At 63.6% G+C, this 23084-nt stretch carries 22 protein-coding genes and 1 tRNA gene; 17 read left to right on the forward strand and 6 right to left on the reverse strand.

What is annotated here, in order from left to right:
• Positions 1-10 precede the first annotated feature (10 nt).
• From FJW04_RS00190 to FJW04_RS00200, 3 genes are all read right to left on the reverse strand, one after another.
• Positions 11-493, reverse strand: a complete 483-nt coding sequence (locus FJW04_RS00190) for a DUF2852 domain-containing protein (protein WP_127873324.1) — start codon at positions 491-493, stop codon at positions 11-13.
• A 117-nt stretch (positions 494-610) separates the two neighbouring features.
• On the reverse strand, positions 611-1753 hold the full coding sequence (locus FJW04_RS00195) for a benzoate/H(+) symporter BenE family transporter (RefSeq protein ID WP_140712445.1): 1143 nt from the start codon (positions 1751-1753) through the stop codon (positions 611-613).
• Between the two features lie 2 nt (positions 1754-1755).
• Positions 1756-2541 (reverse strand): alpha/beta hydrolase, encoded by a 786-nt coding sequence (locus tag FJW04_RS00200; RefSeq protein ID WP_140711654.1) that lies wholly within the window; start codon positions 2539-2541, stop codon positions 1756-1758.
• A 222-nt stretch (positions 2542-2763) separates the two neighbouring features.
• On the opposite strand from FJW04_RS00200, the gene infC reads away from it, so the two are divergent.
• The 7 genes from infC (at position 2764) to FJW04_RS00235 (ending at position 9435) form a co-directional block, all read left to right on the forward strand.
• On the forward strand, positions 2764-3300 hold the full coding sequence (gene infC / locus FJW04_RS00205) for a translation initiation factor IF-3 (RefSeq protein ID WP_023772325.1): 537 nt from the start codon (positions 2764-2766) through the stop codon (positions 3298-3300).
• 163 nt (positions 3301-3463) lie between these two features.
• On the forward strand, positions 3464-4111 hold the full coding sequence (locus FJW04_RS00210) for an isoprenylcysteine carboxylmethyltransferase family protein (RefSeq protein WP_140711656.1): 648 nt from the start codon (positions 3464-3466) through the stop codon (positions 4109-4111).
• 185 nt (positions 4112-4296) lie between these two features.
• Positions 4297-4500 (forward strand): 50S ribosomal protein L35, encoded by a 204-nt coding sequence (rpmI, locus tag FJW04_RS00215; RefSeq protein WP_006201248.1) that lies wholly within the window; start codon positions 4297-4299, stop codon positions 4498-4500.
• 88 nt (positions 4501-4588) lie between these two features.
• The gene (gene rplT / locus FJW04_RS00220; RefSeq protein WP_006201247.1) at positions 4589-4990 is read left to right on the forward strand and encodes a 50S ribosomal protein L20; all 402 of its coding nucleotides are present in this window, start codon (positions 4589-4591) and stop codon (positions 4988-4990) included.
• Between the two features lie 299 nt (positions 4991-5289).
• Positions 5290-6342: a phenylalanine--tRNA ligase subunit alpha gene (gene pheS, locus FJW04_RS00225; RefSeq protein ID WP_224525363.1), complete on the forward strand. Its 1053-nt coding sequence runs from the start codon at positions 5290-5292 to the stop codon at positions 6340-6342.
• Positions 6343-6385: 43 nt separating this feature from the next.
• Positions 6386-8794 (forward strand): phenylalanine--tRNA ligase subunit beta, encoded by a 2409-nt coding sequence (pheT, locus tag FJW04_RS00230; RefSeq protein WP_140711658.1) that lies wholly within the window; start codon positions 6386-6388, stop codon positions 8792-8794.
• A gap of 38 nt (positions 8795-8832) precedes the next feature.
• On the forward strand, positions 8833-9435 hold the full coding sequence (locus tag FJW04_RS00235) for a nucleotidyltransferase family protein (RefSeq protein ID WP_140711660.1): 603 nt from the start codon (positions 8833-8835) through the stop codon (positions 9433-9435).
• 253 nt (positions 9436-9688) lie between these two features.
• Here FJW04_RS00235 and FJW04_RS00240 read toward each other — a convergent pair whose 3' ends face one another.
• The gene (locus tag FJW04_RS00240) at positions 9689-10684 is read right to left on the reverse strand and encodes an aldo/keto reductase (protein ID WP_140615160.1); all 996 of its coding nucleotides are present in this window, start codon (positions 10682-10684) and stop codon (positions 9689-9691) included.
• Positions 10685-10780: 96 nt separating this feature from the next.
• On the opposite strand from FJW04_RS00240, the gene FJW04_RS00245 reads away from it, so the two are divergent.
• From FJW04_RS00245 to FJW04_RS00265, 5 genes are all read left to right on the forward strand, one after another.
• A complete protein-coding gene (locus FJW04_RS00245) occupies positions 10781-11671 on the forward strand; it encodes a LysR family transcriptional regulator (protein ID WP_015314384.1) in 891 nt (296 codons plus the stop codon).
• A 59-nt stretch (positions 11672-11730) separates the two neighbouring features.
• Positions 11731-12303: a cytochrome b gene (locus FJW04_RS00250; protein WP_140711662.1), complete on the forward strand. Its 573-nt coding sequence runs from the start codon at positions 11731-11733 to the stop codon at positions 12301-12303.
• A gap of 69 nt (positions 12304-12372) precedes the next feature.
• Positions 12373-12948, forward strand: coding sequence for a YceI family protein (locus FJW04_RS00255; RefSeq protein WP_140660123.1), 576 nt, complete (start codon positions 12373-12375; stop codon positions 12946-12948).
• Between the two features lie 124 nt (positions 12949-13072).
• A complete protein-coding gene (locus tag FJW04_RS00260; protein ID WP_140711664.1) occupies positions 13073-14059 on the forward strand; it encodes a Gfo/Idh/MocA family oxidoreductase in 987 nt (328 codons plus the stop codon).
• A gap of 39 nt (positions 14060-14098) precedes the next feature.
• The gene (locus tag FJW04_RS00265; RefSeq protein WP_140711666.1) at positions 14099-15757 is read left to right on the forward strand and encodes an FAD-binding dehydrogenase; all 1659 of its coding nucleotides are present in this window, start codon (positions 14099-14101) and stop codon (positions 15755-15757) included.
• A 77-nt stretch (positions 15758-15834) separates the two neighbouring features.
• Here the strand turns inward: FJW04_RS00265 and FJW04_RS00270 are convergent.
• Positions 15835-15911 (reverse strand) — tRNA-Arg (locus tag FJW04_RS00270).
• 259 nt (positions 15912-16170) lie between these two features.
• Positions 16171-17658: a HAMP domain-containing sensor histidine kinase gene (locus FJW04_RS00275; protein ID WP_140660125.1), complete on the reverse strand. Its 1488-nt coding sequence runs from the start codon at positions 17656-17658 to the stop codon at positions 16171-16173.
• A 277-nt stretch (positions 17659-17935) separates the two neighbouring features.
• Between FJW04_RS00275 and rpmH the strand changes: the two genes are divergently transcribed.
• The 5 genes from rpmH (at position 17936) to FJW04_RS00300 (ending at position 22991) form a co-directional block, all read left to right on the forward strand.
• Entirely contained in the window at positions 17936-18070 is a 135-nt protein-coding gene (gene rpmH, locus FJW04_RS00280) for a 50S ribosomal protein L34 (RefSeq protein WP_008833937.1), read from the forward strand.
• A 14-nt stretch (positions 18071-18084) separates the two neighbouring features.
• The gene (gene rnpA / locus FJW04_RS00285) at positions 18085-18438 is read left to right on the forward strand and encodes a ribonuclease P protein component (protein WP_015314390.1); all 354 of its coding nucleotides are present in this window, start codon (positions 18085-18087) and stop codon (positions 18436-18438) included.
• A gap of 14 nt (positions 18439-18452) precedes the next feature.
• The gene (gene yidC / locus FJW04_RS00290) at positions 18453-20273 is read left to right on the forward strand and encodes a membrane protein insertase YidC (protein WP_140615174.1); all 1821 of its coding nucleotides are present in this window, start codon (positions 18453-18455) and stop codon (positions 20271-20273) included.
• Positions 20274-20661: 388 nt separating this feature from the next.
• On the forward strand, positions 20662-20880 hold the full coding sequence (locus FJW04_RS00295; RefSeq protein ID WP_015314392.1) for a hypothetical protein: 219 nt from the start codon (positions 20662-20664) through the stop codon (positions 20878-20880).
• Positions 20881-21020: 140 nt separating this feature from the next.
• On the forward strand, positions 21021-22991 hold the full coding sequence (locus tag FJW04_RS00300) for a protein-L-isoaspartate(D-aspartate) O-methyltransferase (RefSeq protein ID WP_140711668.1): 1971 nt from the start codon (positions 21021-21023) through the stop codon (positions 22989-22991).
• Positions 22992-23084 lie beyond the last annotated feature (93 nt).

Here is a 23084-nt window from a genome sequence, read left to right on the forward strand (position 1 = left end):
TCGCCGGGCTTCAGTCGTCGAGCAGGTTCGAGCCTTTGCCACGCTTGGTGGGGGTCGTTCCGGTGCTCGGATCGGTCTTGGCCGGCGCGGTCGACTTGTTGCGGTTGGCCATGAACCGGTCGAACTCGTCCTGATCCTTGGCGCGGCGCAATTCGCGGGCATACTCGTCGAACTGCGTCAGCATCTCGTCGAGCTTGCGGCGCTCTTCGTTCAGACGCTCAAGCTCCTTTTCGCGCCAGTCGTCGAAAGCGACGTTGCCGGTGCGGGCGGAGCCGTTGCCCCAGCGCGCGGCCTTGTCGGAGCCACGGCGGCACCCGGCGAAGATGCCGTCGGTCGCGCGGTTGACGTCACGCTTGAAGCCCTCGAGCCGGTCGCCCCAGATGATGTAGGCGAGCATGGCGAAGCCGAGCGGCCAGAACACCATGAAACCGATCACCATCAACGCGATGGTCGCCGGCGTCCAGGCCGGGCGGATCAATGCAGATGTGTTCATTTTCTCCCATTCCTTCGGTTGGAGACAGCCAGAACCGGCTGCGTGGAATCGAAATGGGAAGGCGAAAACGGCGATTCAAGACAATGTCCGCCAAAACCGAACAAGGGCCTGAAATGATTATCGCTTTTTGAGCATATCGAGGAAAAGCACGACCAACCCGGCGATCAGGCCCCAGAATGCGGCGCCGACACCGAACAGCGTCAGCCCGGAGGCGGTCACGACGAAGGTGACGGTTGCGGCCATGCGCTCGCCCTCGTCCTTCAGCGCGATCGCCAGCGCGTTGGCGAGCGACCCCATCAGCGCAAGTCCCGCCACCAGCACGATCAGGCTCTGCGGCAGGACGGCGAAGATCGCCACCAGCGAAGCGCCGAAAATTGCGAAGACGAGATAGGCAAGCGCGTAGAACGGCCCGGTCTTCCAGCGCTCGGCGGGATCGGGATGGACGTCAGGGCCGGTGCAGATGGCCGCCGAGATCGCGGCCAGATTGGTGGTTCCGGCACCGAATGGTGCCGACAGGAGCGAAAGCAGGCCGGTGACGCCGATCAGCGGGCCAGGTTCAGGGTGGTAGCCGGCCGCCCGCAGTACCGCCAGCCCCGACAGGTTCTGCGAAGCCATGGTGACGAGGTAGAGCGGCAGCGCCAGGCCGATGATCGCCTTGGCGGTGAAATGGGGAGCGATAAACGTCAGTGTCGACAGTTCGGGCGCGGGCAGGCCGCCGACACGGCCCGTAAGGAAGGCGGCAAGGCCACCGCCAACCAGCACCGCCAGCACCGACAGCGCCGGATTGAACAGCCGGATGACGAAGAATGCCGCGATCAGCGGCAGGATGAGCCAAGGGTCCGCCGGGATGGCCTTCATGGCATTGATGGCGAAGGTGACGACGATGCCGGCCAGCATGCCGGAGGCGACCGAAGCCGGTATTCTCGATATCAGCCGGGTCAGCGGCCCAAACAGGCCGGTAGCGACCAGCAGCACGCCCGTGACGATATAGGCGCCGACGGCCTCGCCCATCGAGAAGCCGCTCGAGGCGGCGACCAGTGCAAGGCCTGGCGTCGACCAGGCGGTGATGACAGGCATTTTCGTGCGCCATGACAGCCACAGGCACTCGACGGTCATGGCCAGGCAGATCGCCGTCACACCGCTTGCCGTCTCGACCTGCGTCGCGCCGACCGCCTTGGCGGCGGCAATGACGATGGCCAGCGTGCCGCCGAAACCGACGATGGCCGCGACGAAGGCGGAGATCGGGATGGACAGGCGCATCGTCACTGGCCTCGCCTGGCCATATCGCCGACCGCCCGCACCAGCATGTCGAGATCCTGCGGCCGCGACAGGCGGTGGTCGCCGTCAGGGATCAGCGACAGCGTGACATCGTCGGCCGGCAGCAGACTGACCAGCCTCAAGGCATGGCTCGACGGCACGTCGGCGTCGGCCAGTCCCTGCAGGATGTGAACCGGGCAATGCGTGTCGATCGGCCCGGTCATCACCCGGTTATCGCGCCCATCCTCGATCAGGGCGCGGGTGTAGACGTAAGGCTCGGGGGAATAATCCGAGGGTTCCGCGAAGAAGCCCTTTTCGGCGAGATCGCGCTTCTGTGGCTTGGTCAGCACCGGCTCGATCAGGTCGCTGGTAAAATCCGGCGCCGGGGCCAGCAGCACCAGGCCGACGACGGCTGCGTCGCCCGCCTTGCGCAATTCCTGCACCATGCGCAGCGCGATCCAGGCGCCCATCGACGAGCCGACCAGGATCTGATCGCCTTTGGCGAAATGCCGGAAGACGGCAAGGCTTTGCGCAAGCCATTTCGAGATCGTGCCGTCGGCGAAGGCGCCACCGGATTCGCCATGGCCCGAATAATCGTGCCGCAGGAAGGCCCGGCCTTCCGTTGCCGCCCAGTCCGACAGCGTCTCGGCCTTCGTGCCCAGCATGTCCGACTTGTAGCCGCCGAGCCAGACGACGCCGGGCGTCGAGCCGGCTGAATGGCGCACCGCGATATCAGATCCGTCGACATCCAGAAAAGTTGGAGCCAGAGAGGATGGGGGCGTGGCGATCATGGTTTTTTCCTCAGGCCCGTCTTTTGGCACGCGGTCCTTGTGGCACAGCCGGAGGCGTGGCGAAAAGTACTCGCGCTGTTTCTTTGTTTGGTGCAGGCCAGCGATCAGGGTGATTTTCTGTCAATGCTGTGCTATTGACTCCGCCCGCGCGCTCACCACATTGGCGCGTCCACGTATCAAGACCGACAAATCCCGAACGAAACGGCCAAGGAGACCACGACCATTCGCAGACCTTTCAAAGCAGCGGCGCCGACCAAGGATGGGCCGCGCTCCAATCGTGACATCCGGGTTCCCCGGGTCCAGCTTATCGACGCCGACGGCCAGAATCGCGGCGATATTTCCATCAACGACGCATTGCTGCTCGCCGAAGAGGCCGGGCTCGATCTCGTCGAAATATCGCCCAACGCGGTCCCCCCCGTCGTAAAAATCCTCGATCTCGGCAAGTTGAAATACGCCAACCAGAAGAAGGCGGCCGAGGCGCGCAAGAACCAGAAGGTCATCGAGATCAAGGAGATCAAGATGCGCCCGAACATCGACAGCCATGACTACGAAACCAAGATGAAGGCGGTGCGCCGCTTCTTTGAGGAAGGCGACAAGGTCAAGCTGACGCTGCGCTTCCGCGGCCGCGAGATGGCGCATATGGAACTCGGCATGCAGCTTCTGAACAAGGTGCGCGAGGAGGTGGCGACCATCGCCAAGGTGGAAGCCGAGCCGAAGCTCGAAGGCCGCCAGATGATGATGGTGCTGGCGCCGCGCTAAGGTTTGCGGAACCCACTTGGATCACGATGACGTCAGGCCCGGACATCGCGCTCTAAATCCGCCTGAATTGTGCTACAGGGCGTCCCGGCGATCGGCGGGACGCCTTATTTCTTAGCTCAAAGCTGCGATCGCCGGCAAAGCTCTTCGACGATCGGACTCCCGCATGGCCAACGACAAGGTTTCGGACGTCAAGGACGTCAAACATGGGCTGGGCAACTACCAGCAGATGCGCCGGCTGGTGCTTGCCGTGCTCGTGGTGGTGCTGTTTCTGGCGCTGCTGTTCGGCCAGTCGACCTTCCCGCCGGACACGCCGGTGCACGAAACGATCGAGACGTTCGGCGTGCTCTTGATTTTCCTCGGCATCGTCGGGCGCCTCTGGGCGACGCTCTATATAGGCGGGCGCAAATCCTCCGAGGTGGTGACCGGCGGCCCCTATTCGATCACCCGCAACCCGCTCTACGTGTTCTCGACCGTGGCCGCCGCCGGCGTCGGCGCGCAGATCGGCTCGTTCTCCGGCATCATCCTTTTCGCGGTTCTGTGCGCCGGTGCCTTCCATATCGTCATCCTGCGCGAGGAGAAGTTCCTCAAGGAGGCGCTCGGTGCACCCTATGCCGACTATCTGGCACGCGTGCCGCGCTTCTTCCCCAAGCTTTCGCTCTACCAGGAAGGCGACACCGGCAGCTTCAGGCCGAGCCTGCTTTTGACCACACTGCTCGACGGGCTGGTGTTCCTGATCGCGCTGCCGGCTTTCGAACTGATCGACGGCGCGCAGTTGTCGGGCATGCTGCCGGTCTGGTTTAGGCTGCCCTGACCGGGGACAGTGCGTCGCACGGTGCTGAGGGTGTTGCGCCCGCGCCATCTTTGATCTATAGCACCGCCGTTCCAAGAAAACCGCCCGGCAGGGCATGCCGTGGCGGTTTCATTTGCTTTTCGGGCTTTGGTCGGCCCGGAGCGAACAAGAAGCGCGATCGTGCGCCAACAATACGGAGTAGCAAAATGCCCAAGATGAAGACCAAATCGGCCGCCAAGAAGCGGTTCAAGATCACAGGTACGGGTAAAGTCCTGTCGGCTGCGGCCGGCAAGCGTCACGGCATGATCAAGCGTTCCAACAAGTTCATTCGAAATGCCCGCGGCACGATGGTTCTGGCTGAACCGGATGGCAAGAAGGTCATCAAGAATTTTCTGCCGAACGGCCTCTAAGGCATTCGGTCCGGACACGCATCAGTTTTACGCAATTTCGAACGGAACGCCGCCAGGCACCTGGAATTGCTTTTAAGGAGATCATGACATGGCACGCGTAAAGAGAGGCGTCACCTCGCACGCCAAGCACAAGAAGGTTCTGAAAGCCGCGAAAGGCTTCTACGGCCGCCGCAAGAACACCATCCGCATCGCCAAGCAGGCGGTGGAAAAGTCGCTGCAGTACGCTTACCGCGACCGCAAGAACCGCAAGCGCTCGTTCCGCGCGCTGTGGATCCAGCGCATCAACGCCGCGACGCACGAGCATGGCCTGACCTATGGCCGCTTCATCGACGGTTTGAACAAGGCCGGCATCGAGATCGATCGCAAGATCCTGTCCGACATGGCCATCCACGAGCCGCAGGCTTTCGCCGCCCTGGTGGCCAAGGCCAAGGTTGCTCTTGAGTACCTCAAGAACACCACTCCGAATGCTTTTGAAAGCGCTGTCGCCTAGAGCATGATGCCAAAAAGTTTCTGACTTTTTGGACAACATCATGCTCCAGGGAAATTAGCGGGGAGCGCGATCTTTTCCGAAAAGTCTGCAACTTTTCGGGATCGGGCTCCGAGCCCAGCGCTTCCCAAGCATTCGAAATTCTGATTTGGGAACCCGCGCTGGCACGGCTGGCGCGGGTTCTTTTGTCTCTGCCTGAAATTTCACTTTTAAAGTGACTTTCACTTAAGCCGACTTCCAACGCAGCGAGTTTGATCGTGAACGACGCAACCATTGGCCTTGATGCACTCGAAAATACCCTGATGGCTGACATCGCCTCGGCCGCCGACGAGACGTCGATCGAGGCGGTGCGCGTTTCGGCGCTTGGCAAGAAGGGCTCAATCTCGGAAATGCTGAAGACGCTTGGCGCGATGAGCGCCGAGGACCGGCAGGTGAAGGGCCCGGCCATCAACGGCCTCAAGAACCGTGTCACCGAGGCGCTGACGGCCCGCAAGGCTGAACTGAGGGATGTGGCGATCGCCGCCCGTCTGGCGGCTGAGAAGGTCGACGTGACGCTGCCGGTGCGGCAGTCGCCGGCCGAGCGCGGCCGCATCCATCCGATCAGCCAGGTCATCGACGAAATCGCCGCGATCTTCGGCGATCTCGGCTTCGCCATCGCCGAAGGACCCGATATCGAGACCGACTACTATAATTTCACCGCGCTGAATTTTCCGGAGGGCCACCCGGCACGCGAGATGCACGACACCTTCTTCTTCCAGCCGGACGAGAAGGGCGAGCGCAAGCTTTTGCGCACTCATACCTCGCCGGTGCAGATCCGCACCATGGAGAAGCAGAAGCCGCCGATCCGCATCGTCATTCCGGGCAAGACCTATCGCCAGGATTCCGACGCCACCCACTCGCCGATGTTCCATCAGGTCGAGGGGCTGGTGATCGATAAATCGGCCAACGTCGCCAACATGAAGTGGGTGCTGGAAGAGTTCTGCAAGGCCTTCTTCGAGGTGCCGCAGGTCAAGATGCGCTTTCGCCCCTCCTTCTTCCCGTTCACCGAGCCGAGCCTCGAGGTCGATATACAGTGCGACCGCTCCAGGCCCGGCGAAGTGCGCTTCGGCGAAGGCTCCGACTGGATGGAGATCCTGGGCTGCGGCATGGTGCACCCCAATGTGCTCAGGGCCGGCGGGCTCGATCCCGACGAGTACCAGGGCTTTGCCTGGGGCATGGGCATCGACCGCATCGCCATGCTGAAATACGGCATGCCCGACCTGCGCGCCTTCTTCGACGCGGATGTGCGCTGGCTGTCGCATTACGGCTTCCGGCCGCTCGACATGCCGACGTTGTTCGGAGGCTTGAGCGCGTGACGGCCCTGAAGACTCCTGCTGCCAGCTACCACGGAACAGCCCAATGAAATTCACCCTCTCCTGGCTCAAGGATCACCTTGAAACCGACGCCACGCTGGCCGAAATCGTCGAGCGGCTGACCTCGATCGGCCTCGAGGTCGAGCATGTCGACGACAAGGCGGGGCTGAAACCCTTCGTCATCGCCAAGGTGCTGACGGCGGTGCAGCATCCCGACGCCGACCGGCTGCGGGTGCTGACCGTCGATACCGGCGACGGCAAGCCGCCGGTGCAGGTCGTCTGCGGCGCGCCGAATGCCCGCGCCGGCCTGATCGGCGCCTTCGCCGCGCCCGGCACCTATGTGCCCGGCATCGACGTGACGCTGACGGTCGGCAAGATCCGTGGCGTCGAAAGCCATGGCATGATGTGTTCCGAGCGCGAGCTGGAACTGTCCGACGAGCACAATGGCATCATCGACCTGCCCGAGGATGCGCCGGTCGGCACCAGCTTTGCGTCCTATGCGCATCTCGACGATCCGGTCATCGAGATCAATCTGACGCCGAACCGGCCCGACGCCACCAGCGTCTACGGCATCGCCCGGGATCTGGCGGCGAGCGGGCTTGGCCGCCTCGTCGGCGGGGCGATCATGCCGCATGTCGGCAACGGCATGTGCCCGGTGAAGGTGACGATCGAAGCGCCGGAGCTTTGCCCCGGCTTCGCCCTCAGGCTGGTCAAGGATGTCAAGAACGGACCCTCGCCGAAATGGCTGCAGCAGCGGCTGATCGCCATTGGGCTGAGGCCGATCAGCGCGCTGGTCGACATCACCAATTACGTCACCTTCGACCGCGGACGGCCGCTGCATGTCTTCGATGCCGCCAAGGTCGCCGGCAACCTCGTGGTGCGCCGCGCCAAGAATGGCGAAAAGGTGCAGGCGCTCGACGGGCGCGAATACACGCTGACGCCGGAGATGTGCGTGATCGCGGACGACAATGGCGTCGAGTCCATTGCCGGCATCATGGGTGGCGAACACTCCGGCTGTGACGAGAACACGACGGACGTGCTGATCGAATCCGCTCTTTGGGACCCGATCACCACGGCCCGCACCGGCCGCACGCTCGGCATCATCACCGACGCGCGCTACCGTTTCGAGCGCGGTGTCGACCCTGAATTCATGGTGCCGGGCATCGAACTGGCGACCAAGCTGGTGATCGATTTCTGCGGCGGCACGCCGACCGAGGCCGAGGTGGCCGGCTATGCCGGGCATCAGCCGAAGATCGTGTCGCTTCCGCTGTCGGAAGTGAAACGGCTGACCGGTATCGAGGTGCCAAAGGCGGAGAGCCTCGACATCCTGTCGCGTCTCGGCTTCCACGCGCAGGGATCGGGCGACGTCGTCGACGTCACGGTGCCGTCCTGGCGGCCCGATGTCGACGGCAAGGCCGATCTGGTCGAGGAGGTCATGCGAATCCATGGCGTCGACAATATCGCGCCGCAGCCGCTCGGCGCGCATGACGTGGTCAACGGCAAGATCCTGACCACGCTGCAGATCCGCACCCGTGCCGCCAAGCGTTCGCTTGCCGTGCGCGGCATGATGGAGGCCGTTACCTGGTCGTTCATCCCGGCCAAACACGCCGAATTGTTCGGCGGCGGCCAGACGGCGCTGAAGCTTGCCAACCCGATCGCCGCCGACATGTCCGACATGCGGCCCTCGCTGCTGCCGGGGCTGATTTCGGCCGCGCAGCGCAACGCTGACAAGGGCATCGGCGACGTGGCGCTGTTCGAGGTCTCGGGCACCTATGAGGGCGACGGCGCCGACCAGCAGCGGCGCGTCGCCGCCGGCGTGCGTCGCGGCACGGCAAAGCTCGACGGCTCCGGCCGCAACTGGGCCGGCAATTCGGGCCCGGTCGGCGTGTTCGACGCCAAGGCGGATGCGATCGCCGCACTCGAAGCCTGTGGCGCACCGGTCGACCGGCTGCAGATCGAGGCCGGCGGACCCGCCTGGTACCATCCCGGCCGTTCCGGAACGATCAAGCTTGGCCCGAAGACCGTGCTCGGCACGTTCGGCGAGTTCCATCCGAAGACGCTGGAAGGGCTCGATGTCTCGGGGCCGCTCTGCGGCTTCGAGGTGTTCGTCGACGCCGTGCCCGAGCCGAAGGCCAAGCCGACCAAGACCAAGCCCAGGCTGGACCTGTCCGCTTTCCAGGCGGTGAAGCGCGACTTCGCCTTCGTCGTCGACAAAGCGGTCGAGGCCGGCACGCTGGTACGTGCCGCGCTTGCCGCCGACAAGAAGCTGATCACGGCTGTCTCGGTCTTCGACGTGTTCGAAGGTGCGTCGCTGGGCGAAGGCAAGAAGTCGATCGCCATCGAAGTCTCGATCCAGCCGGTCGAGAAGACGTTGACCGACGAGGATTTCGAGGCGCTGGCCAAGCGCATCGTCGAGAATGTCGGCAAGCAGACGGGCGGCGTGCTGCGCGGCTGAGACTTGCGAGCGGATGGCGAATCGCTTTCCAAAGGGCGATGGACCATCTGCGCTATTCTGGGCTCTCCTTCGAGAAACAGCGTACGGCTTTTCTCGACATCGTCGCGGCTGACCCGCTGCTTGCCGAAATGCTGGCGAGGGTGCGCGCGCTTGCGCTGCCGGATTGGCTGGTGGTTTCCGGCGCGCTTTACAATAGCGTCTGGAACCACCTGACCGGCAAGCCATCGGGCTACGGCATCAGGGATGTCGACCTGTTTTATTTCGACGGTTCCGACCTGTCCTACGAAGCCGAGGACGCGGTGATCCAGCGGGCGGCCAGGCATTTCGAAGGACTGCCGCTGCCGGTGGAAGTACGCAACCAGGCGCGCGTGCATCTGTGGTATCCGCAAAAGTTCGGGCAGCCGTGCCCGCGCTATACGAGTGCCAGCCAATCCGTCAGCTATTTTGCCTCGAAGACGCATGCGGTGGGGGTGCGCTACGACGCCGATGGGCAGCTGGACCTCGTGGCGCCGTTCGGGCTCGACGATCTTTTTTCGTTTCGAATTACGCCCAGCCGGCTGATGGATAACCGGAAGACGCATGAGGAGAAGGGCGCGCGAGCGCGGGCGTATTGGCCGGAGATTACGGTGGTGCTGTGGTGAGCTAACAGAGTTTCAGGTTGGCGCGAGGCACCCCCCTCTGTCCTGCCGGACATCTCCCCCGCAAGGGGGGAGATTGGCAGTTTCACTCGCTACGCCCTTCCTGCAGCGTGGAAGACTGGCGAAAGCCGAATTGACATCTGATCTCCCCCCTTGCGGGGGAGATGTCCGGCAGGACAGAGGGGGGTGCCTGGCGCTAACATCTAACGAGAAAGGGGCGCCGAAGCGTCCCTTCTCTAGCCTCATGGCGACGAGCTCACCCATTCACCAGCGCCAGCAACTCCTCCGTATAGCGCTTGCCCATAACCTTGTCGGGCGACAGCGCATCGCCGATCGCCGCGACCTCTGCCGCGCTGAGCACGATGTCAGCCGCCGCCGTATTCTGCTCCAAATGGCGGATTTTTCGCGCACCCGGGATCGGCACGATGAAGTCGCCCTGGTGCAGCACCCAGGCCAGCGCCAGCTGCGCCGAGGTGACGCCCTTCTCCATCGCCATCCTTTCCAGCGTGGCGATCACCTTGCCATTGGCTTCCATGGCGTCGGCCTGGAAGCGCGGCAAGGTGCGGCGCCAATCGTCGTCGCTCAGGGTCTCCGGCCTCGCGATGGTGCCGGTGAGCAGGCCGCGGCCGAGCGGGCTGTAGGGCACGAAGCCAATGCCCAACTCGCGGCAGACGGCGAATGTCTCGTCTTCCGGGTCGCGGCTCCACAGCGAGTATTCGCTCTGCACTGCTGATATCGGGTGCACTGCGTGTGCCCGGCGGATGGTGGCGGCACTTGCCTCCGACAGGCCAAGCGCCCGCACCTTGCCCTCGCGCACCAGCTCGGCCATGGCGCCGACCGTATCCTCGATCGGCACGTCCGGGTCGACGCGGTGCTGGTAGTAGAGGTCGATGACATCGGTGCCGAGCCGCTTCAGCGACGCCTCGGCGACGGCCTTGACGTGCTCGGGACGGCTGTCGACACCGGCCATGCGATCCATGCCGGTGCCTTCCTCCAGGATCTTGAAGCCGAATTTGGTCGCGATCGTCACCTTATCGCGAACCGATTTCAGCGCCTTGCCCAGCAGGATCTCGTTCTCGTAGGGGCCGTAGACCTCGGCCGTGTCGAAGAAGTTGACACCTATCTCGACGGCGCGGTGCAAGGTGGCGATCGCCTCGGCTTCCGGCTGGCCGCCATAGGCAAAGCTCATGCCCATGCAACCGAGGCCGACCGGATAGACTTCGAGTTCAGTTCCTAGCTTGCGGGTTTTCATCACGCATCTCCTTGTTGTGATGCCTAGGAAATAACGCCTTGCAGCACGTTCGATAATCGGCTCTTCTTCGTACGGGTCGTTCCATGAAATAGATCAATGAATCGGGCACATCTCTCACAGCTCGCGGTGCTGGCAACCGTTGCCCAATGCGGCAGTTTTCGCGGCGCGGCCAGGGAACTGGCGATAGCTCCCTCCGCGGTGAGCCACGCGGTCTCCAGCCTGGAGGCACGGCTTGGCGTGCGCCTTTTGGCGCGCAGCACACGCAGTGTCGCTCCGACCGAGGAAGGCGCGCAATTGCTGGAGCGATTGCGGCCGGCGCTTTCCGAGATCGACCTGGCGCTGGAGACGGCCGTCGAGGCGCGCGACCGGCCCGCCGGGAACTTGCGGCTCAGCGTGCCGCGCACGTCAGCGCATCTGGTGCTGACGCCACGGCTCAGCGCCTTTGCATCGGCCTATCCCGACATCGTGCTGGAGATCATCATCGAGGATCGCTTCACCGACGTGGTGGCAGGCGGTTTCGATGCTGGTGTCAGGCTCGGCGAGAGCCTGCAGCGCGACATGATCGCGGTGCGCATCGGGCCGGACATTCGTGGCGCGGTGGTGGGCGCGCCATCCTATTTCGAGGCCATGCCCCGGCCGCGCCACCCGCGCGACCTCGCCGAGCATCGCTGCATCCGCTTCCGCTTCTCCAGCGGCATCCTCTACCGCTGGGAATTCGAAAAGGACGGCGAGGAGGTCGAGATGGCGGTGCAAGGGCCGCTGATCCTCGACGAGGACCATCTGATCGCCCAGGCCGCGGTCGACGGCGCCGGGCTCGCCTTCGTTTTCGAGGACTATGTCCGCGCGCCGCTCGCCGACGGACGGCTGATCCGCGTGCTGGAGGACTGGTGCCCACCCTTCCAGGGATTCTTCGTCTATTACCCGAGCCGCCGCCAGATGCGGCCGGCGCTGAGGGCTTTCGTCGATTTCTTCAAGGTGGGTGGGTAGGCAACTCTCCTCCTCGTCGGCAAGGGGAAGAAAGCTGGCCGCGCCAACGTTCGCCTCGCATGCAGGCTTCAATCACCAACACCGCGACCCGCTATGGATGGGCAACCATCGTCCTCCACTGGCTGATCGGGATTATCTTCATCGGCCAGTTCATGCTCGGCTTCGTCATGGTCAGCACCCCGAGCCAACGCACGGCCTTCGAATTGATCCAGCTGCACAAATCCCTGGGCTTTCTGCTGCTTGGGCTCATCATCCTGCGTATCGCCTGGCGGCTCGGCAATGCGGCACCGCCCTTGCCGCCTTCTGTCGGCGCCCTGGAGCGCCGCTCGGCGCCGCTGGCGCATCTGGCTCTCTATGCTTTCCAGATCGCCCTGCCGCTGTCAGGCTGGGCGCTGGTGTCGGTCTCGACGCTGGAGATTCCCAGCATGCCGTTCAACCTGTTCGTCATGCCGAACCTGCCGCTCGCCGAATCCGATGCCGCCGAAAGCTTTTGGACGTCGGCACACTGGTATCTCGCCTATGCCGGCGCGGCGCTTGTCGCCCTGCATGTCGCGGCTGCCCTGCGCCACCATTTCCTGCTTCGCGACGGGGTGCTCACGCGTATGATCACGCCTTCGTCAGCCGGGGAATAGAAGGCGCCTTGGTCTCGTTTGTGGGGTGAGGACGCCAGAGAGTGCTGCCTCCTAACAAGGAACAACCCAATGCGTGCGCGAATCCTCGGATTGGCGGCTATCGCCGCCTGCCTTGCCATGCCTGTTTATGCGGCGGTCGTGCTCGGCGATGCCGCCGGCAGCTATACGATCAGCCAAACTGGCTCCGCGATCCGCTTCACCATCGGCAAGGCCGGCGGCGGCGGTTTCGACGGCGCCTTTGCCCGTTTCAAGGGCATGATCCGCATCGACAACAACGATGTCAGCCGTTCGAAAGTCGACCTGACCATCTATCCCGAAAGCGTCGGCACCGGCCAAGGCCGCATCGATGCGTTCCTGCGCTCCGACGCGGTGTTCGACGCGACCAACAGTCCCGAAATCCAGTTCCGCTCGACCAGCGTGACTCGCACCGGCGACACGTCGGCCCTTGTCACCGGCAGGCTGACGGCGCGCGGCAAGACGTTTCCGGAAAAATTCACCGCCGAGCTCGACGGGTTGAAGGGCGGCACGATCAAATTCCATGTCACCGGCAAGGTGCTGCGCTCGCGCTACGGCATGGATGTCGGCACGCCGCTCTATTCCAACGTCGTCGATTTCGACATGACGCTGACCGGGAAAAGGGGCTAGCGCGCGGCTGAGGTACCTGGGTTCCTTGCCCGCTTTCACGGGCCGAGGAACCGAGCGACCTGCATTGGCTTTTCCAGCGATTTCAGGCAAACCTCCTTGCCTGTAATCGATATGGAGAAGCGTGATGTTCCGATGGGGTGTGTTGTCGACGGCCAAGATCGGCCGCGAGCAGCTGTTGCCGGCAATCGTCGAAGCGGAGAACGGCGTCCTGTCGGCGATCGCCAGCCGCGACCTGTCGAAGGCCAAGGCATTGGGCGACCGCTTTGGCGCGCGCCATGCCTTCGGCTCCTATGAGGATTTGCTCGCTTCCAACGAGGTCGATGGCGTCTACATCCCGTTGCCGACCTCGCAGCATGTCGAATGGACTGCAAAAGCCATCGAAGCGGGCAAGCATGTGCTGGTCGAAAAGCCGCTGGCACTCGATGCCAAGGACATCGCACCCCTGATCAAGCTGCGCGACCAGAAAAAGGTGCTGGTCTGCGAAGCCTTCATGGTCATCTACCATCCGCAGTGGATCAAGGTGCGTGATCTCATCGCCGGCGGCGCCATCGGCCGGCTGCGCCATGTGCAGGGCGCGTTTTCCTACTACAATGTCGACCCCAACAACATGCGCAACAAGCTCGATCTCGGCGGCGGCGCGCTGCCCGACATCGGCGTCTACCCGACCGTGTCGACACGCTTCTCGACCGGCAAGGAGCCGCTGCGCGTACAGGCGACGATCGAGCGCGACAAGACATTCGGCACCGACATCTATTCGTCGATCCGCGCCGATTTCGGCGATTTCGAACTGTCATTCTACCTGTCGACGCAGATGGCGGCGCGGCAGGTGATGGTGTTCCACGGCGAGAAAGGTTTCATCGAACTGTTCTCGCCCTTCAATGCCGGGCTCTACGACCATCACCGCGTCGAACTGCACAACCAGAACCACACCGAGGCGCAGGTGTTCCGCTTCCCCGGCACGCAGCAATACAGGCTCGAGGTCGAGACCTTCGCGCGGGCAGCTCTTGGCGGCAAGGAGCGCGTCTTCACGCTGGAAGAATCCGTGCTCAACCAGAAAGTCATCGACGCCATCTTCCGCGCCGGCGACACAGGCGGCTGGGAGACCGTCTGAAACCCGTATTACATAGCCGGCTAATCCTGGGGAGGAAAAATGGCTGACGACGCGGATGTGATCATTGTCGGCGCCGGCCTTGCCGGACTGGTTGCCGCCGCCGAGCTTGCGGAAGCGGGCAAGAAAATCATCATCGTCGACCAGGAGCCGGAGCAATCGCTGGGCGGCCAGGCGTTCTGGTCGTTCGGCGGGCTTTTCCTCGTCGATTCACAGGAGCAGCGGCGCATGCGCATCCGCGACTCCCATGACCTGGCGCTCGAGGACTGGATGGGCACCGCCGCCTTCGACCGGCCGGAAGACCACTGGCCACGCAAATGGGCCGAGGCCTATGTCGGCTTTGCCGCCGGCGAGAAGCGCTCCTGGCTGATCGAGCGCGGCCTGAAATTCTTTCCTGTCGTCGGCTGGGCCGAGCGCGGCGGCGGCAACGCCATCGGCCACGGCAATTCGGTACCGCGCTTCCACATCACCTGGGGCACCGGTCCCGGCGTGCTCGAGCCTTTCGTGCTGCGCGTGCGCGAGGCGCAAAAGCGGGGATTGATAGACTTCAGGTTTCGTCACCGGGTCAATGCCCTGACGCGGACGGGTGCAGCCGTGACCGGCGTACAGGGCGACATCCTGCAACCGAGCCCTGTCGAGCGCGGCCACAGGAGTCCGCGCGACGTATCAGGCGGTTTCGCATTGCAAGCGCAGGCGGTGATCGTCGCCTCCGGCGGCATTGGCGCCAACCATCGGCTGGTGCGGGAAAACTGGCCCAAGCGGCTGGGCAACGCGCCACAGCGGATGATCACCGGCGTGCCGGACCATGTCGACGGCCGCATGCTGGCCATATCGGAACAGGCCGGCGGCAGGGTCATCAACCGCGACCGCATGTGGCACTATGTCGAGGGCATCAAGAACTGGGCGCCGATCTGGACAGACCATGCGATCCGCATCCTGCCCGGCCCATCCTCGCTGTGGCTCGATGCCCGGGGAAAACGCCTGCCGGTGCCACTCTATCCCGGCTTCGACACGCTGGGCACGCTCAGCCACATCATGAGCACCGGCTTCGATTATTCCTGGTTCATCCTGACGAAAAAGATCATCCAGAAGGAATTCGCGTTATCGGGCTCGGAGCAGAACCCGGACCTGACGGGAAAAAGCTGGCGCCAGGTGCTCGGCCGCGCCACGAGCGGCATCCCCGGCCCGGTCAAGGCGTTCATGGAAAAGGGCGAGGACTTCATCGTCGAGGCCGATCTTTCGAAACTGGTCGCGCGCATGAACGCGCTGGCCGGCGGCGAACCGCTGCTTGACGTCGCAACGGTCGAACGCGAGATCCGCGCCCGCGACATGCAACTCGACAATCCTTTCTCCAAGGACATGCAGATCACCGCGCTGCGCGGCGCGCGCGCCTATCTCGGCGACCGCCTGATCCGCACGGCAAAGCCACACAAGATGCTCGACCCGGCGAACGGACCGCTGATCGCGGTGCGCCTCAACATCCTGACCCGCAAGACGCTGGGCGGCCTGCAGACAGATCTCGACAGCCGCGTGCTCGATGCCGGCGGCCAGCCGGTGCCGGGCCTCTATGCGGTCGGTGAAGTGGCGGGCTTCGGCGGCGGCGGCGTGCATGGCTACGCGGCGCTCGAGGGCACGTTCCTGGGGGGCTGTATCTTCTCGGGCCGCAGCGCCGGCCGGGCGGCGGCACGTTCGGTGGGGTGAGACAGCGGCGTGTTGCCGGCACTTGGCTGAGCCGCTGCCATCGACCGTGCACCCAATAAACCGCGGCTTAGGAGATTTGGCGCGCCCGAAGAGATTCGAACTCCTGACCCCCAGATTCGTAGTCTGGTGCTCTATCCAGCTGAGCTACGGGCGCGCATCAGGCCATGTTTTCGACAGCCCCGCGATCCGGTCCGAAAGACCGGCCGCGAATGTGTGCAGTTCCCTAACGACTGAATTCGCGAAAAGCAAGCCGATCCGGCAAAAGTTTTGTCGCAAGCCTGTCATGCGGCGATGCCGGCGCTCATCCCGGCCATTTGAGCCGCTGTGACCGGCCTGATCCTGGCGATCGGGAACTGTTGGAGAGAGCGACGGGTCCGCAAGGTGGTAATCTTGGGGCAACGGTACGGAAGCCGTCAGGCCGGGCGGCGCAGGCTGCCACGGGCCTGGTCGAGCCGCACCGGCTGGTCGGGGATGGTGACGGCGAATGTGGTGCGCCCGCCGATCGATTCGACCAATTCCACCGTGCCGCCATGCGCCCTGATCAGTTCATGCGCGATCGCCAGGCCAAGACCGGTGCCGCCGCTGCGTGCCGAGCCGCGGAAGGCTGCGAACAGGTTTTCTCGCGCCTTCGGCGGCAGGCCGGGGCCGGTGTCGGTGACGGCGATGCGGCTGACGCTGCCCATGCGCTCGGCCGAGACCGCCAGCCGCCGCACCACGGCGCTTTCGGTATCGGCCGCCATCGCCTGCACCGAGTTGCGGCAAAGATTGGTGAGCACCCGGAAGAGCTGGTCGGAATCGGCATCCACCTCGAAAGCCATCTCGACCGCGTTGATGAACTCGATGCCCTGCTCGATGTCGAGCAGGCCGTGCACGTCCTCGACCAGTTGGCGCAGCCTCACCCTGCGGCGCGACGGCGGCGGCTCCTGCGTGCGGCCGTAATGAAGCACACCCTCCGAATAGGAGACGGCGCGGTCGAGCGCGCGCAGAAGCTTCGGCGCAAAGGCCTGCACGGTCGGATCCTTGACCAGGCGCAGGCGGTCCGACATCAGCTGGGCGGAGGCCAGGATGTTGCGCATGTCGTGGTTGATCTTCGACACGGCGAGACCGAGGTCGGCCAGATGCTTCTGCTCGGCCAGCATCTTTTGCAGCCGCTCCTGCATCTGCGACAGTTCGCGCTCGGCCACTCCGATCTCGTCGGAACGAGCAGCGGGGCGGATGATCCGTCCAGGGTCGTCGGGAGCTTCCGAGAAGGAGAGCATGGAGCGCGTCATGGTACGAATCGGCCCGATCATGATCAGGTCGATCGCGGCATAGACCAGCATGGCCGTGAACAGCGAGATCAATAGCGAGACGAAAGCGACGTTGCGCGAATAGATGAGCATGGCCTTGCGGAGCGAATAGTCCGGCATGATCAGCTCGAACTCCTTGTCGCTGTCGCCGACCGGCCCGAAGACGCGCAGCATCCTGTCGCCGCCGAAAAACAGCGTATCCAGCGCGCCGGTCATGCCCTTGATCATGCCGACGCTGGCGAGATCGATGTGTTCGTCGACCTGCGGCGGCATGTCGGCCACCACCAGAAGCCGCGACACGCCGCCGTCGCGCACCGCGATCGCCTTGGCGCCGATCGCCATCAGCACGTCATTCTGGGCCGTACGCGACAGCGAGGTCGACTCGCCCTGCACCAGCACGATCGACACGGCTGCGGCCGTGCTCAGCCTCTCCTTGAGCCAGCTCAGCCGGTAACTGGCGATCCAGGGCAGGAAGATGAGCACTTCGGCCAAAAGCACGAAAACGATGGTGAGCAGCAGCAGCTTCGTCGACAGACCACGCGACAGCGGTACCGTGCGGACAGCGGCTGACGCCGGTCCGGTCCCTTCCCCTGCTTGGCTGGCTTCGTTCATGCGACTCGATCTTCACAATCACTTGATCAGCCAAGATTAGGCGATTACGGCTTTTTTGCCAATTTCTCCCTTGGTCGGAAAAATAGATGCTCCAAAACAGGTGCGTCTTTAGGGCGCCGACGCCGGATTGACTTCCAAAACCCTTCTTTCTATAAGCCCGCTCACGCTCGGGCCATTCGTCCCGGCGCGGTTTCGATCGCGCCAAAACCGGCCCGGCAAAGCTCCTGTTACAAAGTGACAGAATCAAGAAGGGCCGCACCCCGCGGTATTAAAACAAATGAAGCGTACCTACCAACCGTCCAAACTCGTCCGCAAACGCCGGCACGGCTTCCGTGCCCGCATGGCCACCAAGGGTGGCCGTGGCGTCGTCGCAGCTCGCCGCAACCGCGGCCGCAAGCGGCTCAGCGCCTAAGCGAGACGAGATCGTTGCCCGCAACCGGCAAGCCAGTGGGGCAAAATCCCGAGCGGCTTCTGAAACGCGCGGAATTCCTGGCCGTCCGTCGTGGTGAAAAGCGACGCGGACGGTTTTTCCTCGTCGAGGTCCTCGACCGCGGCGATGGCGGGGTGCCGCGCGTCGGCTACACCGTCACCAAGAAGGTCGGCAACGCCGTTGTGCGCAACCGTGTCAGGCGGCGGCTGAAAGAAGCCGTCCGCGTCCATGCCGCAGATGACATGGTGCCCGGCAATGATTATGTCATCGTCGGGCGCGATGATGCGCTGCGCGCCCCTTTCGGCCAGTTGAAGGCCGAACTCTCCCGCCGACTTCGCGGAACACGATAGGCCAAGGGCTCTCGATGGAAAACAACCGGAACTTCTTCATCACCATCGCCCTGTCGGTGCTGATCCTGGCGGTATGGCAGTACTTCTACGTGCTGCCGCGCAGCGAGGCGCAGCGCGAGGCCGCCAAGATCGAGCAGCAGCGCGTCGAGGAACAGAAGAAGGCGGCCGATGCGGCCAATCCGGGCGCATCGACACCGGCCCCAGGCGCGACCACCCCGGGCGCCATTCCCAACGCGCCCGGCGGTGACGTGGTCACCGTGGCCGGCCGCGATCAGGCGCTGGCGGCATCCAAGCGCGTCAAGATCGACACGCCGAGCCTCGAGGGCTCGATCAATTTGACCGGCGCGCGGCTCGACGACCTCAAGCTCAAGCACTACACCGAGACGGTCGACAAGAATTCGCCCGAGATCGAGCTGCTCAACCCGCAGGCGCTGCCCACCGGCTATTTCGCCGAGATCGGCTTTGTCGGCAACGACAAGACCGGCGCGGTGCCGGGTGCGGAGACGGTGTGGAGCGTGGACGGCAATCCGACGCTAACCCCGTCGACGCCGGTGACGCTCACCTACACCAATGACAAGGGCCTGACCTTCAAGCGCACCTTCTCCGTCGACGCAAACTACATGTTCACCGTGTCGGACACGGTGCAGAATTCCGGCTCGAGCGCGGTTTCGCTGTTCAACTATGGCCGTGTCACGCGCTACGACAAGCCGGCCGTCGCCAGCACCTATGTGCTGCATGAAGGCCTGATCGGCTTCACCGGCACGGAAGGCCTGCAGGAGCACAAATACGCGTCGGTCGAGAAGGACAAGCAGTACCAGCCTGGCAAGTCTACCGACGGCTGGCTCGGCATCACCGACAAATATTGGGCCGTCACGCTGGTGCCGACCGAGAAGCAGCCGTTCCAGCCGCGCTATGCGTATTTCGAGGATGGCCGCCACCGTTACCAGTCCGACTTCCTGACCGACCCGATCAATGTCGAGGCCGGCCAGTCGGCGACCGTCGAGACCGAAATCTTCGCCGGCGCCAAGGAAGTCGGCAAGATCAACGCCTATGCCGAAGACCGCCATATCAAGCGGTTCGACCTTTTGATCGACTGGGGCTGGTTCCACTTCATCACCAAGCCGATGTTCTGGCTGATCGACACGCTCTACAAGTTCCTCGGCAATTTCGGCCTGGCGATCCTGGCCACCACCGTCATCGTGAAGGCCATTTTCTTCCCGCTCGCCAACAAGTCCTACGCGTCGATGGCGAACATGAAGAAGGTGCAGCCCAAGATGCTCGAGATCCGCGAGAAATACGCGGACGACAAGATGAAGCAGCAGCAGGCGATGATGGAGCTGTACAAGACCGAGAAGATCAATCCGCTCGCCGGCTGCTGGCCGGTGGCGCTGCAGATCCCGGTCTTCTTCTCCCTCTACAAGGTGCTCTACATCACCATCGAGATGCGGCACGCGCCGTTCTTCGGCTGGATCCAGGATCTGGCCGCGCCCGATCCGACCTCGATCTTCAACCTGTTCGGGCTGGTTCCGGTCACGCTGCCGCATATGCTGATGATCGGTGTGTGGCCGCTGATCATGGGCGTCACCATGTTCCTGCAGATGCGCATGAACCCGACGCCGCCGGACCCGACGCAGGCTGCGATCTTCACCTGGATGCCGGTCATCTTCACCTTCATGATGGCCGGATTCCCGGCGGGTCTCGTCATCTACTGGGCCTGGAACAACACGCTGTCGATCCTGCAGCAGGGCGTGATCATGAAGCGCCAGGGCGCCAAGATCGAGTTGTGGGACAATCTGGTGGCGCTGTTCCGCAAGAAACCGTCACCGGCGGAATAGCCGGCGCCTCTTTGGCAAGAGAGCCCGCCCCAGCCGACTGAGCCATAAAGTTGGACGGTCCCGGCAAGCAAGCAGATTTGACGGCTGGGTCCTGTGTTCTACAGGGCCCAGCCTTTTAGTTTCAGCGATGCAGCTGCGATGCGGTGGTCCGGCACGCGATAAGAACAGGCACCGAGCCGGCATTTCCTGGTCTCCGTCATTGCCGGCAAATCAGCCGACCCTCGCCGCTGCCGGATTGTCCCGCATGGAACTAATCCTGCGTTCAAGAGTTCGCGCAAAAGGCTTCCTAAGCTCCCGCGTGGAGAGGATCAGGTCGGCGCGCCCATCCAAATTCAAGGCAGTGCAGCGGATCGACCTCATCACATGCTACTTGCAGAGAGGCATTCCGATGAGCAGCAACATTCACCCAAAGACGGCCAAGCCCACCAACAAGGATTTGAAGCAGAATCCCGGAATCGGCGCCTCCAGGGGCACGATCAAGGGAGGCAATCTTCTCGACGAGGACGAGGAACTGGACGGCGAGAACACTTTCAAGGGAGATGTCGATAACGACACCACGCCGCAAGGCGGCGTCAATCCCCGACAGACCGGGCGAACCAACCAATAAGCCTGCGCGATCGGCGTGGGCTGCCGAGGAAGACCGGATGGTCCGAGCCCGGGAGCCGGGAGAGCGAATGGCACCGAAAACGACTTCGCTCTCAAGATGACATCACGTCGATCCGATCAATCGCCTGATTGGAGGCTCTCATGCTGGATTTCGAGCACGCCAGGCATCGGATGGTGGAGGCGCACATCGCGCGCCGTGGAGTGCATGACAGGCGGGTTCTGAATGCGGTACGCCGGGTTGCGCGAGAGCAATTCGTCGACGAGGGTTTCGAGGAATTCGCCTATGAGGACAGCCCGCTGCCGATCGGCAGCGGACAGACGATCTCGCAACCCTTCATCGTGGCGAAAATGGCGGAGACGGCCGAGATCGAGGCGACCGATCGCGTGCTGGAAATCGGCACCGGCTCGGGCTACGCGGCGGCCGTGCTGGCCGAACTTGCTGAACACGTCTTCACCATCGAGCGGCATCGATCGCTCGCGCAGCAGGCGGAGCGGCGGCTCAATGCCGCCGGTTACCGAAATATCGAGGTCAGGATCGGCGACGGCACAAAAGGCTGGCAGGAAAAGGCACCCTTTGACGCCATCGTCGTCGCGGCCGCCGGAACGTCCATCCCCCTCGGCTTGCAGGAGCAGTTGGAGATCGGCGGCAGGCTGATCATCCCGGTCGGTGAAGACCTCTACTCCCAGCGGCTCGTTCGCGTCACGCGGATCGCTGCAAACAAGTTCGAGGAGGAGGACCTCGGTGGTGTCATGTTCGTGCCGCTGATCGGCGAGCATGGCTGGCACGACGAAAACGCATCGGTGCGCGAGGCGCGCGCTCCTCCATTGCCGCAGCAAATTGCAAGGGCGGCCGAAGATTTGCCGCAGATCGACGATCCGGCCTTCGGCGCGATGTTCGATCGGTTCGGCAGCCGGCGCGTCGTCCTGCTCGGGGAGGCGAGCCACGGCACTTCGGAATTTTATCGTGCCCGTGCGGCTGTCACCCGACGCCTCCTCCAGCGACACGGCTTCACCATCGTGGCCGTCGAGGCGGATTGGCCGGATGCGGCGCAGGTCAACCGGTATGTTCGCGGAGGGGAGCGGCGGTCGGATGCGCAGCCGCTCTTCCAGCGCTTCCCGACCTGGATGTGGCGCAACGCCGAGGTGTCCGAATTCATCGGCTGGCTGCATGAATACAACCGGGATGTGCCCGGTCATGCGTGGAAAGCAGGCTTCTATGGGCTCGATCTCTACAATATGAGCGGCTCGATCGCCACGGTGCTTGCCTATCTGGACAAGGTCGATCCCGAAGCGGCCGCCGTCGCGCGCGAGCGCTATGGCTGTCTGATGCCCTGGCAGAACGAGCCCAGCACCTACGGACGCGCGGCGCTGCGGCCGGGCTACAGAACCTGCGAAGAGGCCGTTGTGCGACAGTGCATGGATCTGTTCGAGCGATCCATGATGGAGGGCGACGGCGATCTCCTCGACGCCAAGCAGAGTGCACGTCTGGTCGCATCGGCCGAGCGCTACTACCGCGTGATGTATTATGGTGGCGCCGAGACCTGGAACCTCCGCGATCGGCACATGTTTGAAACGCTCGATCAACTTCTCGAAGCGCATGGGCCGAAGTCGAAGGCCGTGGTGTGGGCGCATAACTCGCATATCGGGGACGCGCGGCATACCGACATGGGCACTGTCCGTGACGAGTTGAACATCGGCCAGCTCTGCCGGGAGCGCTTCGGTGCCCAGACGGCGCTGATCGGCTTCGGGACGGATACCGGTACCGTCGCCTGTGCCTCGGATTGGGACCGTGAGATGGAGGTAAAGGACGTAAATCCGTCGCTGCCGGGCAGCTTCGAGCGGCTGTGTCACGAGAGCGGCAAACCGTCGTTCCTGCTGGATTTTGAGCGCCATGGCGAGCTCGGCGCCGACCTGGCGGCGCCGAGGCCGGAACGCTATATCGGCGTCATCTACAGGCCGGAGACTGAACGGCTCAGCCATTACATGGACTCGTCCGTCTCCCGCCAGTTCGACGCCTTCGTCTGGTTCGATCGAACGTCCGCGGTCACGCCGCTCAGCAAGCCGGCCGGCAGCATCGGCAAGGTACCGGATACATTTCCCTTCGGTATCTGAATGTCCGGGACTCACTTCCAGCGCCTGACGGGTCGGCCTGTCCGCAATCGCGCGGCCTGTCGAAAAAGCCCGGTTCGTCCAGGTATTTCTTTG

This window comes from Mesorhizobium sp. B2-7-3, assembly GCF_006440715.1.
GTDB classification, from domain to species: Bacteria; Pseudomonadota; Alphaproteobacteria; order Rhizobiales; family Rhizobiaceae; genus Mesorhizobium; species Mesorhizobium australicum.